Genomic DNA, 15,786 nt, shown 5'->3' on the forward strand with positions numbered 1-15,786 from the left:
CTAAGGGCCCCCGAAAGGCCGCCGACAAAGGATGCGTGAGTACCCTTGCGCACACCACCACGACCGCGGCTCGCCCCGCCGAATCCGGCCTCGCAGGTTCGGGCGAGCTTGACCGCTATCCCTACGCCGAGACCCCCGGTGCCGGACGCTCTGCCCTCCCCACCTGGGACACGGACACCGAGATGGGCCGAGTGGGCAGGCGCTCGGCCGGCAGTCGCGGCCGTGGCCTCCACGGCCAACTCGTCCAACAACTGGGACAGATGATCGTCTCGGGCGATCTCGGGGCCGACCGCCCGCTGGTCCCCGAAGAGATCGGCCAGCGCTTCGAGGTCTCCCGCACCGTCGTCCGTGAGTCACTGCGCGTGCTGGAGGCCAAGGGCCTGGTCAGCGCGCGACCCAACGTCGGCACGCGGGTCCGCCCGGTGAGCGACTGGAACCTGCTCGACCCGGACATCATCGAATGGCGCGCCTTCGGGCCGCAACGCGACGACCAGCGGCGGGAGCTGTGCCAGCTCCGCTGGACCATCGAGCCGCTGGCGGCCCGGCTCGCGGCGGGCAGTGGCCGCGAGGACGGCAAGGAGCGGCTCGCCGAGGTCGTCGAGATCATGAGCCATGCGCTCGGCCAGGGCGACGCGCTGACCTTCTCGCGGGCCGACGCCGAGTTCCACGCCGTACTGCTCCAGGTCGCGGGCAACCGCATGCTGGAGCACCTGGCGGGGATCGTCGCCTCGGCGCTCCAGGTCTCCGGAGGTCCGGTCACCGGTTGTGACCGCCCCACCGAGGCGAGTGTCGGACAGCACCGCCGGATCGTGGACGCGGTGAGCTCCGGCGACGGCGCCGGGGCGGAGGCCGCAATGGTCCAACTGCTCACGGTCCACCCCGAGGTCGACCGTGTGGTGCCCGCGCCGCGTGAACACTGACCGCGATCCCTGGCGGGGCGAGCGCTGACCCTCGTCGTCCAGGTGTGGCAGCGTCGCCGAACCCCCTTCGGTCGGTCCGGAGGGAGGCGGAGGTTCGGCGACGCGGCGGCTTTTGTTCGCTTAGTGCGGGTTTAGCACCGCTTTGGGGTGTGACTCGGGCCACGATGATTGGGCGTAACGCTCTTTGAGGCAGCGCGATGACTAAAGAGGTGGCAGCCGAGGACGGAATACGGATGTCGTTCGCGACGCTGTTGTCCTCTGTGTCTCCATCCGCGCCGTCGGTTCATCCTGCCGTCGGTCGTCGGCTCCGGTCCATGGGACGGGAGTCGGAAGCCGTTTCCATCGTTCCGAGAGGTTGTTCGTGTCGGCCAGCACATCCCGTACGCTCCCGTCGGAGATCGCCGAGTCCGAGTCTGTCATGGCGCTCATCGAGCGGGGAAAGGCTGAGGGGCAGATCGCCGGCGACGATGTGCGTCGGGCCTTCGAGGCTGACCAGATTCCGCCAACCCAGTGGAAGAATGTTCTGCGCAGCCTCAACCAGGTCCTCGACGAGGAGGGGGTGACGCTGATGGTCAGTGCCGCAGAGGCACCCAAGCGCACCCGCAAGAGCAGCGTCGCAGCGAAGAGCCCAGCCAAGCGCACCGCCACCAAGACCGTCGCGGCCAAGACGGTGGCGGCCAAGAAGACCACCACCGCGGCCACCGCTTCGACGGCCTCGGCCGAGGACCGCGCGGGCGCAGAGGGCGAGGCGCCCGCCAAGAAGGCCGCCGCGAAGAAGACCACCGCCAAGAAGGCGGTGGCGAAGAAGACCACCGCCAAGAAGACCGCTGCGAAGAAGACCGCGTCCAAGAAGGACGCCGACGAGCTCCTCGACGGCGACGAGCCGATCGAGGAGCCGCAGGCGCCCGGCGGCAAGGCTGAAGCCGGTGAAGGCGAGCCCGAGAACCAGGGCTTCGTCCTCTCGGACGACGACGAGGACGACGCGCCGGCGCAGCAGGTCGCTGCGGCGGGTGCGACCGCCGCCCCCGTCAAGGACTACCTGAAGCAGATCGGCAAGGTCCCCCTCCTCAACGCCGAGCAGGAGGTCGAGCTCGCCAAGCGCATCGAGGCGGGCCTCTTCGCCGAGGACAAGCTGGCCAACTCCGACAAGCTCGCGCCCAAGCTCAAGCGCGAGCTGGAGATCATCGCGGAGGACGGCCGTCGCGCCAAGAACCACCTCCTGGAGGCCAACCTCCGTCTGGTGGTCTCGCTGGCCAAGCGCTACACCGGCCGCGGCATGCTCTTCCTCGACCTGATCCAGGAAGGCAACCTCGGTCTGATCCGTGCGGTCGAGAAGTTCGACTACACCAAGGGCTACAAGTTCTCCACGTACGCGACCTGGTGGATTCGGCAGGCCATCACGCGGGCCATGGCCGACCAGGCTCGTACGATCCGCATCCCCGTGCACATGGTCGAGGTCATCAACAAGCTCGCCCGTGTCCAGCGCCAGATGCTCCAGGACCTGGGCCGCGAGCCCACCCCGGAGGAGCTGGCCAAGGAACTCGACATGACCCCCGAGAAGGTCATCGAGGTCCAGAAGTACGGCCGGGAGCCGATTTCGCTGCACACCCCGCTCGGCGAGGACGGCGACAGCGAGTTCGGTGACCTGATCGAGGACTCCGAGGCGGTCGTGCCCGCCGACGCGGTCAGCTTCACGCTGTTGCAGGAGCAGTTGCACTCCGTGCTCGACACGCTCAGTGAGCGTGAGGCCGGCGTGGTGTCCATGCGCTTCGGTCTCACGGACGGCCAGCCGAAGACGCTGGACGAGATCGGCAAGGTCTACGGCGTGACGCGTGAGCGCATCCGCCAGATCGAGTCGAAGACCATGTCCAAGCTGCGTCACCCGTCTCGCTCCCAGGTGCTCCGCGACTACCTGGACTGATCGGCGGCCATACGCTGCGCTTTTACGGGCCGGGACCTCCCTGTGGGGTCCCGGCCCGTGCGCTGTCCGGATGCGGGGCGCGCCCGTATGGGTGACGCTGAGCGCACAGCTCGCTGCGTTAGGTCAGGAGGCCTGTATGCGTACCCTGCTCTCTTCGCTGTCCACCTCATTGCTCGCGGCGCTCGTGGCCGTGCCGGCTCTGGCGGGGCCGGCGGCTGCGGAAGGCGTGGTGATCGGTGGCCAACCGGCGCGGGCGACGGAAGCGCCCTGGGTGGTGGCGCTCGGCAGCCGGGACCGGTTCGGTGATGCGCGCGCCGGCCAGTTCTGTGGTGGGGTCCTCGTCTCCCGGACCACGGTGCTCACTGCCGCGCACTGCATGGGCCGCGAGGTGCTCGGGGTGGACCGCGGGGCCGTCGGCGACCTGCGGGCGATCGTGGGGCGCCCCGATCTCCAGGGCGAGGGCGGCGAGGAGGTCCCGCTGCGCCGGCTGTGGGTCAATCCGGACTATGACCCGGCGACGAACGCGGGCGACATCGCCGTCCTGACCCTGGCGCGGGAGCAGCCGGCGGATCGGGTCATCGCGATGGCGCGCAGTGGGGACGCCGCCTATCGGCCGGGTACGAACGCCACCGTCTACGGGTGGGGAGACACCACGGGCATGGGGAACTACGCAACGAAGCTCATGGCGTCCGAGGTGAAGATGCTCGACGACCAGCGCTGCGAGGAGGCGTACCCCGGCACGAACGAGGGCACCTACCTGGCGCGCTCCATGGTGTGTGCGGGGGAGCCCGGTGGTGGGCGGGACGCCTGTCAGGGGGATAGCGGTGGTCCGCTGGTGGCGCGGGGGCGCCTGGTCGGGCTGGTCTCCTGGGGCAGCGGTTGTGCCCAGCCGGGGAGCCCGGGGGTCTACACGCGGATTTCCGCGGTGGCGCCGCTGGTGGAGCGCCACGGCTGAGGTCCGCTCGCTCCGATGAGAGACGAGGAGGGCGGTCGCCCCACGCTGTGTGGGGTGACCGCCCGCGCCGGCTTGGCCGGTCCTCGCTCGTCGTGGGTGCGATGTGTCAGCGTTCCTCGGGGGACGCGGACGCCGGTGCAGCGGTCAGCCGCTCGGTCTCGTCCTGTATTTCCGCGGCGATCTTCTTGAGTTCTGGCTCAAACTTGCGCCCGTGGTGGGCGCAGAAGAGCAGATCGCCACCGCTTGTCAGCACGACGCGCAGATATGCCTGGGCGCCGCAACGATCGCAGCGGTCAGCGGCCGTCAGCGGGCTCGCGGGGGTCAGAACAGTAGTCACGTCGCCTCTTCTCTAGCTCGACGAGCTGTCGTACCAGGGTCAACATCCAACCAGGCCGAAAACGTTCCCGTTCGTGGCTTTCGCTCGAAACTTTTTTCCGAGTCGGCTGGATGGTGACGGTTGGCGGCGAATGAGCCGTATTTCGGTGGCTTACGGTTTCACGTCGCTTGTCGGTCTTGTCCCGCCGGCTGGGTTGCCGGGTTGTTCATCAGGACGTGCCCGGAGCCTAAATGGTTCATGCCTCCTTGGGAACGTGATGTGCGCGTCACCCTATTGAGGGATCGAACGTACGAGCGACTCTCGTTTAGCATGGACGTACTCACGGGTGGCTGCACAAAGGCTCTACCAGGCCTCTGTACGCTTCTGGCGGCGACTAGCCCACCCATGAGCCCGGCCGAGGGCCAGCTTGAAATTCAGCGAGGAGCGAACCGCGTGACCGCCGAGATGTCTGTGCCGTCCACTGCGCTGCTGACCGGAGCAGACCGAGGCGGATCCAACTACACCGCGCGGCACCTGCTCGTCCTGGAGGGACTGGAAGCGGTCCGTAAGCGCCCCGGCATGTACATCGGCTCCACGGACAGCCGCGGCCTGATGCACTGCCTCTGGGAGATCATCGACAACTCGGTGGACGAGGCGCTGGCCGGTTACTGCGACCGGATCGAGGTGTTCCTGCACGAGGACGGCTCGGTCGAGGTCAGGGACAACGGGCGCGGCATCCCCGTGGACGTGGAGCCCAAGACCGGGCTTTCGGGCGTCGAGGTCGTGATGACCAAGTTGCACGCGGGCGGCAAGTTCGGCGGCGGCTCGTACGCGGCCTCCGGCGGTCTGCACGGCGTGGGCGCTTCCGTGGTGAACGCGCTGTCGGCGCGGCTGGACGTCGAGGTGGACCGCAGCGGGGCCACGCACGCCATCAGCTTCCGCCGCGGGGTCCCCGGGATCTTCACCGAATCCGGCCCCGAGGCGCCGTTCGACCCGGCGAACGGTCTGCTCAAGGGCAAGCGCGTGCCCAAGACCCGGACCGGCACCCGGGTGCGGTACTGGGCGGACCGGCAGATCTTCCTCAAGGACGCCAAGCTCTCGCTCGACACCCTGCACGCCAGGGCCCGCCAGACGGCCTTCCTGGTGCCCGGACTGACGTTGATCGTCCGGGACGAGCGCGGGGTGGAGGAGGACAAGCCGGTCGAGGAGACCTTCCGGTACGACGGCGGGATCAGCGAGTTCTGCGAGTACCTCGCGCAGGACAAGGCGGTCTGCGACACCCTCAGGCTGTCCGGGCAGGGCAGCTTCAAGGAGACCGTGCCGGTGCTCGACGAGCGGGGGCACATGACGCCGACCGAGGTCACCCGGGAGCTCGGGGTCGACATCGCGATGCGGTGGGGCACCAGCTACGACACCACCGTCAAGTCCTTCGTCAACATCATCGCCACGCCCAAGGGCGGCACCCACGTCTCCGGCTTCGAGCGTTCGATCACCAAGACCATCAACGAGGCGCTGCGCTCGGCCAAGGTGCTGCGGGTCTCCGAGGACGACGTGGTCAAGGACGACGCGATGGAGGGGCTGACCGCGGTCGTCACGGTGCGGCTCGCCGAGCCCCAGTTCGAGGGGCAGACCAAGGAGGTCCTCGGCACCTCGGCGGCCTCCCGGGTGGTGGCCAATGTGGTGGCCAAGGAGCTGAAGGCGTTCCTGGCCTCGCCCAAGCGGGACGTCAAGCAGCAGGCCCGGGCCGTGATGGACAAGGTTGTCGCCGCCGCGCGCACCCGGATCGCGGCCCGGCAGCACAAGGACGCGCAGCGCCGTAAGACGGCCCTTGAGTCCTCCTCGCTCCCGGCCAAGCTCGCAGACTGCCGCAGCGACGCGGTGGACCGCAGTGAGCTTTTCATCGTGGAGGGCGACTCAGCGCTCGGTACGGCCAAGCTGGCCCGGAACTCCGAGTTCCAGGCCCTGCTGCCCATTCGCGGCAAGATCCTCAACGTGCAGAAGTCCTCCATCACGGACATGCTCAAGAACGCCGAATGCGGCGCGATCATCCAGGTCATAGGAGCGGGGTCGGGGCGTACCTTCGACATCGACCAGGCGCGCTACGGCAAGGTGATCTTCCTGGCCGACGCCGATGTGGACGGGGCGCACATCCGCTGTCTGTTGCTCACGCTCTTCCAGCGGTACATGCGGCCCATGGTGGAGCAGGGGCGGGTGTTCTCCGCCGTGCCTCCGTTGCACCGGGTGGAGCTGATCCAGCCCAAGAAGGGCCAGGACAAGTACCTGTACACGTACTCGGACGACGAACTGCGGCAGACGCTGCTGGAGCTGGAGCGGAAGAAGATCCGCTTCAAGGACGGCATCCAGCGGTACAAGGGCCTCGGTGAGATGGACGCCGACCAGTTGGCCGAGACGACGATGGACCCGCGCCACCGCACCCTGCGCCGGATCAACATCAGCGACCTGGAGGCGGCCGAGCGGGCCTTCGACCTCCTCATGGGCAATGAGGTGGCGCCGCGCAAGGAATTCATCACCAGCTCCGCCGCGACGCTGGACCGGTCGCGCATCGACGCCTAGGGGGTTGCGGCGAAGGGGGCGTGCGGCCCCCGGGGCGGCCCGCTGAGGCGCTGTGACGTGGGGCGGCTCCGATGGTGGGCCGCGCCCTCGTTCCGGCTGCGGGCGGGGCGGCAGGCGCCGTGCGTGCCGTCGCCGTGACGGAGCGCAGCCTTCCGGGCCGCGGAGCGACGTACACGATCCTGCGTTGATCGACGTGTGCGGCGAGCCGGGCCGTGGACCAGGTGTCGGGGCGGGCCCGGGGTGGCCCCGGCAGGTGGGTCAGGGGGCGCGCCAGGCGTAGCGGTGTTCGGGGCGGCCGGTTTCGCCGTAGCGCAGGCTCAGCCGGACCCGGCCGGCGCGCTCCAGCAGCTTGAGGTAGCGCTGGGCGGTCTGGCGGCTGAGGCGGGAGCGGTCGGCCACCTCCTGGGCCGAGAGCGGTCCCTCGGCGGTGCGCAGGACCTGGCGTACGAGGTCCGCGGTGAGCGGGGAGTGGCCCTTGGGTAGGGCGGCGGGGTCGGCCGCGGTGCCGCCGAGGGCGCTGAAGATGCGGTCGACCTGGTCCTGACCTGCCTCTTCACCGCTGGCGAGGGCCCGGCGGACGGCGGCGTACGCCTCCAGTTTGGTGCGCAAACCGGCGAAGGCGAAGGGCTTCACGAGGTACTGGAGGGCGCCGTGGCGCATCGCGGCCTGCACGGTGGCGACGTCACGCGCTGCCGTCACCATGATCACGTCGGTGTGGTGGCCGAGTTGGCGCAGCCGGGCAACGAGCGCGAGGCCGGTCTCGTCCGGTAGGTAGTGATCGAGGAGTACCAGGTCCACGGTGGTGCGCTCGACGTGGGCCAGGGCCTCGGCTGCGGTGTGCGCGCGGCCGACGACGGCGAAGCCGGGGACCTTCGCCACGTACGCGGCGTTGATCTCGGCCACCCGGACGTCGTCGTCCACGACCAGTACGTCGATCATCGGGGCTCCTCGGTAAGTGCGTCCGGCAGGACGATGGTGAACTCGGCGCCGCCGGTGTCGGGGCCCGAGACCCGGGCGCTGCCGCCCTGGCGTTCGGCGAGCCGGCGGACGAGGGCGAGACCGATGCCGCGCTTGCCGTGGGCCGGTGGCGCCTTGGTGGTCCAGCCCTCGTTGAAGATCAGTTCGCGCTGGTCGACGGGGATGCCGGGGCCGGTGTCGGTGACCCGGACCAGCAGCGTGCAGCCCTCCGCGTACAACTCGATCTCCACGGCCGGCTCGGGGGCGCCGGGCGCGGCGTCCAGTGCGTTGTCGACCAGGTTGCCGACGATGGTGACCAGGCCGGGCGGGTCGATCACCCGGTTGGGGAGCCAGGTGTGCGGGGAGACGCGGAGCGAGACGCCGCGTTCGGCGGCGACGGTGGCCTTGCCGACCAGGAGCGAGGCGAGCAGGGCGTCGTGCACGCGCTCGGTGACCTGTTCGGCGGTGGCCCGGTGGACGCCGACGGCCTCGGTGATGAACTCCACGGCCTCCTCGTACAGTTCGAGTTCGAGCAGGCCGAGGAGGGTGTGCAGGCGGTTGGCGTGTTCGTGGTCCTGGGCGCGGAGGGCGTCGATCAGGCCGCGGGTGCCGTCGAGTTCGCGGCCGAGCCGTTCCAGTTCGGTGCGGTCGCGCAGGGTGGCGACCGCGCCGCCGTCGTCGGTGGGCATCCGGTTGGCGACGAGCACCCGCCCGTTGCTGACGGTGAGCAGGTCGGCGCCGGTGACGTGGCCCGCGAGGACGTCGGTGGTCCGGCCCGGGGGGAGGACCTCGTGCAGGGGGCGCCCGGTGTCGGTCGGGTCGAGGTCGAGCAGGCGCTGTGCCTCGTCGTTGATGAGCCGGATTCGGCCTCGCTCATCGAGGGCGAGTACGCCTTCCCGGATGCTGTGCAGCATTGCCTCGCGTTCGACCAGCAGCGCGGAGATATCGGAGAACGCCAGGTCGTGGGTGCGTCGTTGGAGTCTGCGGGCCACCAGGTAGGCGGCTATCGCGCCCACGGCGAGGGCGCCGCCGGCGTACGCCAGGAGTCCTGGGACGGCGGAAAGAAGTCGGTCCCGTACGTTCTCGTACGCGATGCCGACGGAGACGGCGCCGACGATGGCACCGTTCTCGTCGCGCAGCGGGACCTTGCCGCGGGCGGAGCGGCCGAGGGTGCCGCGGTCGATCTCCATCAGTTCGCGCCCGGACAGGACCTCGCTCGGATCGGTGGAGACGCGTCGGCCTATCTGTTCCGGCGAGGTGTGCGACCAGCGGACCCCGTTCCGGTCCATGACCACGACGTATTCGGCTCCGGTCGAGCGTCGGATCTGCTCGGCCTGGGCCTGGATCGGGCCGTCGGGGGTGGGGCGGGAGGTGCGGAGTTGGTCGTCGAGTTCCGGCCGGGCGGCGGTGGTCTGGGCGATGGCCAGGGCCCGGTGCATGGCCTGGTCGTCGAGTTGGGAGCTGAGCGGCGCCAGGAACAGCCCAGTGGCCAGGGCCGTGACCCCGGTGGTGATGGTCAACTGCACCAGGAGCACCTGTGAGAAGACGCGCCGGGGCCACCCGATCCGCATCCGTCCGCCTCCGTTCCGTCCCCCGTCGCCACCGCGGCCAGCCCTGGCGCGTACCGGTGGAACCGCCCCTTCCGATCCACTCATGGGGATGAACGTACGGGGGCGCGGGCGTCGGCGCCGCGCGCGGTGGGGTTTTGGGTGTCCGTTCTAGCCTGAGCAAAAGGCGCGCAACAGAGAGCGGAACGTTTTTGCTGGTCAGCGCCGGGTGAGGAAGGCGGACAAGAGGGGCGAAGGGGTTGGTCCGGCGGCCGGGGTCTGGGGTGGGGGGTTGGGGGTTCGCGGGCCTCGCCTGGCGCCGGCCTCAGGTGGCCAGCGGGTGGATGGCGAGCACGTCGACGCGGGCCGGGGTGCCCGGGGTCGCGCCGCAACTCTCCGGGCGGGGGAGTTCGGCGGGGAGTTGGGCGAGGGCGACCTGCCAGCCGCGCCCGTCGGTGTGCCGGACGGTGGCGGCCCAGCCGGGGGCCGCCGGCTGGGCGGCGGCCAGTTCCGCAGACAGCGGCTGGTGGGCGAGGTCGGCAACCGTGAGCGCATCGGCCTGCGGCTCGTCGATGTGCCGGCGTACGGCGAGGGCGGCGGCCTGCCCGGGGCGGTCCCAGGCGGAGCGCCCGCGCGCGCCTTCGGTGACGATCCGCCCGCGCCGCGCGCCGGCCAGGACTTCCTTGACGGAGTGCGCGGTGGCCCTGCCGTACGCGTACCCGTACGGCAGCACCACCAGGGTGGGCGAGAAGCGGTGGCCGCCGATGTGGGTGATCTCCCAGACGTCGGCGCCGCTGGTGGCCAGTTCAGCGGCGAGCGGCCGGCCGAGCAGGGCGCAGCAACGATCCCGCTTGCCGTTGGTGCACACCAGGGCGAGGGGCTCGCCCGCGTACGGCTCCCAGCGGGGGAGGGGCATGGGGGCATCGGGAGAGCCGGGGGCGGGGCGGGCGGTGGCGTCCAGGGCGTGGACGTCGCCGGCGCCCAGGGCCGCGAAGTCCAGGGCGAGGAGCGCCGCAGGATCGGTGACCTGGGCGGTCCGCATCCAGGACCGGCCGGGCAGGGTGTGGGCGACGATCACCTGCTGCCGGGTCGGCAGGTGGCAGTCGGCGTGCCGGCCCGGGCGCCGGATGAGGGCGACGCGTACGCCGGTGCCCTCGGCCGCCTGCTCCAGGGCGCGCCCGACGGCCGGGTCGAGGTGGCTCGCGGTGACGGCCTTGGCGCCCCAGGGGCCGCTCTGCTCGATCAGTAGCCAGGTACGGGCGGTGGCGGCGGTGCCGGCTAGGGGCTCGGCCAACTCCCGTGACCTGGTCGCACAGGTGCTCACGCAGGTGAGCCTAACTTGATCTTCGGCCCGGGCCGGGCGTGCCGGTCGGCGTGACCTGTTCCGGCCGCGTCGATCGCCTTGGTGGGGGCGGAATCGGGCCTGGTGCGTGGGTGGGGAAGGGGGTGGGGCGGGCTGCGCCGTTTGGGGGATGGGGTGGGGTGGGGTGGATGTGGGGCATGGGGTGGGGCCCGCGAGGTGGGTGTGGCCCGTGGAGTGGGCTATCGACCCGTGGGGGGCGGGGGCTCTGCGGCCCGGCTCGGTGGTGTGGTGGGCGGCCGTGTGACGGTAGCGGCGTAGCTTCTGGCTGGCGGGGCTGGCGGGGCTGGCGGGGCTGGCGGGGCTGGCGGGGCTGGCGGGGCTGGCGGGGCTGGCGGGGCTGGCGGGGCTTGTAGGGCTGGTAGGGCTGCGCGGGGTTTCTGGGGCCGCTTCACCCCGCTCCGCCCTGCCTCACCCCGCCCTCGCCCCGGCTCACCCTGCTCCGCCCCGGCTCGCCTCCCCCCGCTCCGCCCGGCCTCACCCTCACCCCACTGCCTCGCCCCGCTCCGGTCGCGACTCCGCCTCAGCCTCGCTCCTGCCCAACCCTCGGCCCCGCTCCGGCTTCGGCCCTGCCCCGCCCCCACCCCAACCCCACCCCCGAATCAGGGCAGGGGTTGGGGCGGTCGGGGGCCGGTGTAGTGGCCGCTGGGGCGCATGCGGAGGGGGGATTCGGCGTACTCCTCCAGTGCGTGGGCGATCCAGCCCGCCACTCTGGCCAGGGCGAACACCGTCTCGCCGGCCTCGGACGGCATGCCGGCCGACACCGTCAGGACCGCGAGTGCCAGATCCACGTTGGCGTGCAACTCGGTGTGCCGGGCGGCCGTCGCCTCCACCTCGCGGGCGGCGGCCAGCGCGGCAGCCGCCTCGGGGACCTCCGCGAGCAGGGCGAACAGCGTCCGGGCGCGGGGGTCGTGCGCCGGGTACAGCGGGTGGCCGAGCCCGGGCACGCGCCCACCGGCGCGCAACTGGTCGGCCACCACCACGGCCGCGCTGCCGCGCTCCAGCGCCTCGGTCAGCATCCGGTGGGCGAGGCCGCTGGCGGCGCCGTGGAGCGGGCCGTCCGCCGCGCCGAGTCCGGCTGACACGGCGGCGTACGGGTGTGCCCGGGCCGATGCGGCGACCCGTACGGCCAGTGTCGATGCGGCCAGGTCGTGGTCGATGAGCAGCACCAGTGCGGTCTGGAGCGCGCGCAGCGAGGCGGGGGTAGGGCGGTGCGGGGAGAGCCGGAGCCACAGTTGCTCGGCGATGCTCGGCGCCTGGTGGGTGGTGGTTGCGCCGTCGTCGTCGGGGTGTGTCGTGGGTCGGGGTGCGCTCAGGGGGGTGCGCGGGGCGGTCGGGGGCGCGGCGGGGGTGTCTGGCCCGGCCGGGTGGGGCGGTTGGTTCGGGTGGGGTGCCGGTGGTGGAGCCGTGGGCCGGTCGGACGCGAGGGCCGGGGCTGGGATCGGGGTCGGTCGGGTCAGGTCGCCTGGCAGCCGGTTGGCCTCGGCGCCGGGGCGGCCGGGGGCGGGCGAGGGGCCGGTTCCGGCCGTTGCGGCGGTCGGGCTGGGCGGCTGCGCCCCCGTCGCCGGCGGCGTGGGCCGGTCGGGCCCGGTTCCCGCGGGTGCGGCGTCGCTCCCGGTGGCGTACGGGGGTGGCTGCTGGCCCGGCGCGTAGGGGAGGGCGTCCACCAGCGTGGCGATCAGGCTGCGTGCGCTGGCGAGCACGGTCTGCGGGCTGAGGTCGAAACGGAGCGGATCGGCTGCCGCGGCGGCGATGGCGGCTACTCGCAGTCCGTCCATTGGGCCGCTGTGCGGGGGCAGCGCGGCCACCGCCCGGCGCGCTGCGGCACGGGTCTCCGGTGGCGCGGTGAACCGTCGCCCCGGCCGGAGCCGCCCGGTCCACAGCCACTCGGCGACCTCCTCGTAGCTGTACCGCTGGGCCAGTTCGGTGGCGTCGACGCCGCGGTAGTGGTGGCGGTCCGGCGTGATGAGGGTGATGCCGGTGCGGACGAGTGTGCCGCCGGGGGCCGGCTGGGCGGCGGGCTGCGCGGGGGAGTCGCGCCGGCCGCGGCGCGCGAGGGCCGCCACCTCGTGGGCGTCGAAGGTGCTGCCCCGTTCGCCCGGCGTGCGGTGGCTGGTGAGTTGGCCGCGGCTGACGTAGGCGTACACCGTCTCGGGTTTGACGCCGAGGAGTTCGGCCGCCTCGCGGGTGGTCAACCGGCGCGCGTCGGCGCCGTTCGTTGCCTCGGGGTCCGCTTCCGTGTCCGCCATGGCCCCACCGTATCCATGCCCGTAGCCAGCAATGCATGTTGATTTATGGCCTACTAATCAATATTGACAATCTGATCATCCATATCGGACAGTCAAATCAATGTGAGGAGAGGAGTTGGAGATGTCGCATCAGGAGATCGGGGCGCCCGCGGGAGAGGCCCCGTCGGTGGAGCAGGCGCACCAGCCCCAGCAGCCCCAGCACACCCAGCCGTCGCCGCCGGCGCAGTCGGATGCGGGCCGGGGCGCGCAGCGGAGCGGGGAGCGTGGTGAGCCCATCGAGGTGCCGCGCGGACTGGCCGGAGTCGTCGTGACCGACACCGCGCTCGGAGACGTACGAGGCCGCGAGGGCTTCTACCACTACCGCCAGTACTCGGCCGTGGAACTCGCCGAGAGTCGTACCTTCGAGGACGTCTGGCACCTGCTGTTCCATGGCGCACTGCCTACCGCGACCGAGCGGGACGCCTTCGCTGCGCACACCGCTGAGCTGCGCAGACTGCCCGATCCGGTGGCGGCGGCGCTGCCCGGGATCGCCCTGGCGAGCGGGGCGTCAGGGCCGCTGGCCGGGCTGCGCACCGCGCTCTCCCTGTGGGGCGCGTGCGTCGGACTCAAACCGTTGTACGACATCGACGCGGAGCGCCGGCGCGCGGACGCGCTGGCCGCGTGCGCCGTGGTGCCCACGGTCTTGACGGCGCTGCACCGGCTCGGCGCTGGGCTGGAGGCCGTCGCGCCGCGGGACGACCTGCCGTACGCCGCCAACTACCTGTACATGTTGACGGGTTCGGAGCCGGACCCGCAGCAGGCCCGGGCCATCGAGCGGTACTTGATCTCGACCATCGACCACGGATTCAATGCGTCCACCTTCACGGCCCGGGTGATCACCTCCACCGGTGCGGATCTGGCCGCCTGCCTGGTGGGCGCGGTCGGCGCGCTGTCCGGGCCGCTGCACGGTGGGGCGCCGAGCCGGGCGCTGGACACCCTCGACGCCATCAAGACCCCCGACCGGATCGACGCCTGGATCAGGGAGCGGGTGCTGGCCGGGGACCGGATCATGGGCTTCGGGCACCCCGTCTACCGCACGGAGGACCCGCGGTCCCGGATGCTGCGCGGCGTTGCGCAGGGCTTCGGCGGCCCGCTGGTGGACTTCGCCGTCGAGGTGGAGGCGCAGGTGGAAGCGATTTTGGCGGAGCTGAAGCCGGGGCGCGAGCTGCACACCAACGTCGAGTTCTACGCCGGCGTCGTGATGGAGCTGTGCGGGTTGCCGCGTGCCATGTTCACGCCCACCTTCGCCGCGGCCCGGGTCGTGGGCTGGAGCGCCAATATCCTGGAGCAGGCGGAGGACTCGAAGATCATCCGCCCGGCGGCCCGCTACGTGGGGCCGCCACCGCCGCAGCCCGTACCCGCCGTGTGAGAGGTCCCCCGTTGAGCGAGCAGCAGATCCCGGTCATCGTCCTCGCGGGCTTCCTGGGGTCGGGCAAGACCACCCTGCTCAACCATCTGCTCCGGCGCAGCGGCGACACCCGGATCGGGGTGATCGTCAATGACTTCGGGGCCATCGAGATCGACGCGATGAGCGTGTCGGGGCAGGTGGGTTCGACGGTTTCGCTCGGCAACGGCTGCCTGTGCTGTGCGGTGGACGTCAGCGAGCTCGACGGCCATTTGGACGCGCTCACGGCACCCGCCGCTCGCCTAGACGTCATCGTCATCGAGGCGAGCGGGCTGGCCGCGCCGCAGGAGCTGGTGCGCATGGTGCTGGCCAGCGACAACCGCCGGGTGGTCTACGGCGGGCTGGTCGAGGTCGTGGACGCGGCCGAGTTCACCGCCACCCGGGAGCGGCACCCGGAGGTCGATCGGCACCTGGCCATGGCCGATCTGATCGTGCTCAACACGGACGACCGGGTGCCCGAGACCGACCGCAAGGCGCTCGGCGACCTGCTCGCCGAACTGAGCCCGGGCACCGCGGTCATCGCCGCCGAGCACGGCCGCGTCGACCCCGAGCTGCTGTTCGCGTGCCGCCCGCGGGACGAGAGCGCGGTCCGGCAGCTCACCTTCGAGGACCTGCGCGCGGAACTCGGCCTCGGCGACGAACCTCCCCTGGAGCACCTGCACGCCGGGTACGAGAGCCTGTCGTTCACCGCGCCGACGCCGCTGGACCCGCAGCGCCTGATGGCGTTCCTCGACTCCAGGCCGACCGGCCTGTACCGGATCAAGGGCTTCGTCGACTTCGGCACCGGCGATCCGCGCAACCGGTACGTGCTGCACGCCGTGGGCCGGTTCCTGCGCTTCTACCCGGAGCCCTGGCCATCGGCCGCGGCCCGGGAGACCCAACTGGTCCTCATCGGCTCCGGCCTCGACGTCCCCGCACTCCGGGAGCGGCTGGCGGCGTGTCGTACGGACGGGGCGGGGCCGGAGCCCGTCGCCGGGACGGTCGGACTGGCCGGCGCGACGCCGCCGGCCGTCGCCCGCAGCATGTGGGGCGTACTGCGGTACGTCGAGCACGCCGAGCAGGAGCAGGACGAGGAGTAGGGGCGGGGGCGCGGCACGCGCGCGGGAGACAGCTCGCCGCTGAGACGCCGTCCGCCGCGCCCGCTACCCCGCGCCCACCAGGCACCGCCCGGCCGACCACCTGCATGCCGTGGCCGCCACCCGCCACCCGCACCAGCCGTACGGCGTGGCCACTCGCCTCCGGCGGGCCGGAACGGGCCGGCCGCGGTGGCCGTACGGCGGATGGCCGGCCGTAAGCCACCCGTACACCTTCCGCGGCCTTGCCCCCGCCCGCCGCAACCAGCCGTACGACGGACGCCCTGCCAGCCCCAGCCCCAGCCGCACGAAGACGGCCCGACCAACCCCGGCCACCGCCGCACGGCTCGCTCACGCGCACCACCGCGGGGGGGGGGGGGGGGGGGCCGCCGCCGGCTGTGTTTTAAAAAACAGAGGCGCGGCCCCGAAACCTTTGTTTATATAGGGGGGGGGGCCGTGAATTAAAAAAA

Annotated in this window: 11 protein-coding genes; 6 read left to right on the forward strand and 5 right to left on the reverse strand. The window is 71.7% G+C overall.

What is annotated here, in order from left to right:
• The first annotated feature begins 35 nt into the window (after positions 1-35).
• The 3 genes from AAHZ94_RS01780 (at position 36) to AAHZ94_RS01790 (ending at position 3,796) form a co-directional block, all read left to right on the forward strand.
• Positions 36-920: a FadR/GntR family transcriptional regulator gene (locus AAHZ94_RS01780; RefSeq protein WP_349990037.1), complete on the forward strand. Its 885-nt coding sequence runs from the start codon at positions 36-38 to the stop codon at positions 918-920.
• A 361-nt stretch (positions 921-1,281) separates the two neighbouring features.
• Positions 1,282-2,841: an RNA polymerase sigma factor gene (locus tag AAHZ94_RS01785; protein ID WP_349990038.1), complete on the forward strand. Its 1,560-nt coding sequence runs from the start codon at positions 1,282-1,284 to the stop codon at positions 2,839-2,841.
• A 136-nt stretch (positions 2,842-2,977) separates the two neighbouring features.
• Positions 2,978-3,796: a serine protease gene (locus AAHZ94_RS01790; protein ID WP_349990039.1), complete on the forward strand. Its 819-nt coding sequence runs from the start codon at positions 2,978-2,980 to the stop codon at positions 3,794-3,796.
• 106 nt (positions 3,797-3,902) lie between these two features.
• Here the strand turns inward: AAHZ94_RS01790 and AAHZ94_RS01795 are convergent, their stop codons facing one another.
• Positions 3,903-4,133 (reverse strand): DUF7455 domain-containing protein, encoded by a 231-nt coding sequence (locus AAHZ94_RS01795; protein WP_349990040.1) that lies wholly within the window; start codon positions 4,131-4,133, stop codon positions 3,903-3,905.
• A gap of 432 nt (positions 4,134-4,565) precedes the next feature.
• Between AAHZ94_RS01795 and AAHZ94_RS01800 the strand changes: the two genes are divergently transcribed.
• Positions 4,566-6,686: a DNA gyrase/topoisomerase IV subunit B gene (locus AAHZ94_RS01800; protein ID WP_349990041.1), complete on the forward strand. Its 2,121-nt coding sequence runs from the start codon at positions 4,566-4,568 to the stop codon at positions 6,684-6,686.
• Positions 6,687-6,944: 258 nt separating this feature from the next.
• On the opposite strand, the gene AAHZ94_RS01805 is transcribed toward AAHZ94_RS01800, so the two are convergent.
• From AAHZ94_RS01805 to AAHZ94_RS01820, 4 genes are all read right to left on the reverse strand, one after another.
• Positions 6,945-7,625 (reverse strand): response regulator, encoded by a 681-nt coding sequence (locus tag AAHZ94_RS01805; protein ID WP_349990042.1) that lies wholly within the window; start codon positions 7,623-7,625, stop codon positions 6,945-6,947.
• A complete protein-coding gene (locus AAHZ94_RS01810; RefSeq protein ID WP_349990043.1) occupies positions 7,622-9,214 on the reverse strand; it encodes an ATP-binding protein in 1,593 nt (530 codons plus the stop codon). Before AAHZ94_RS01810 ends, AAHZ94_RS01805 begins: the two co-directional genes overlap by 4 nt.
• Positions 9,215-9,515: 301 nt before the next feature.
• Positions 9,516-10,514, reverse strand: a complete 999-nt coding sequence (locus AAHZ94_RS01815; protein ID WP_349990044.1) for a ferredoxin family protein — start codon at positions 10,512-10,514, stop codon at positions 9,516-9,518.
• Positions 10,515-11,152: 638 nt separating this feature from the next.
• On the reverse strand, positions 11,153-12,799 hold the full coding sequence (locus tag AAHZ94_RS01820; protein ID WP_349990045.1) for a citrate/2-methylcitrate synthase: 1,647 nt from the start codon (positions 12,797-12,799) through the stop codon (positions 11,153-11,155).
• Between the two features lie 121 nt (positions 12,800-12,920).
• Between AAHZ94_RS01820 and AAHZ94_RS01825 the strand changes: the two genes are divergently transcribed.
• Positions 12,921-14,207, forward strand: coding sequence for a citrate synthase (locus AAHZ94_RS01825; protein ID WP_349990046.1), 1,287 nt, complete (start codon positions 12,921-12,923; stop codon positions 14,205-14,207).
• Between the two features lie 11 nt (positions 14,208-14,218).
• Positions 14,219-15,322 (forward strand): CobW family GTP-binding protein, encoded by a 1,104-nt coding sequence (locus AAHZ94_RS01830; protein ID WP_349990047.1) that lies wholly within the window; start codon positions 14,219-14,221, stop codon positions 15,320-15,322.
• Positions 15,323-15,786 lie beyond the last annotated feature (464 nt).

The sequence above is a fragment of the Streptomyces sp. HSW2009 genome (assembly GCF_040240285.1).
Taxonomy (GTDB): domain Bacteria; phylum Actinomycetota; class Actinomycetes; order Streptomycetales; family Streptomycetaceae; genus Streptomyces.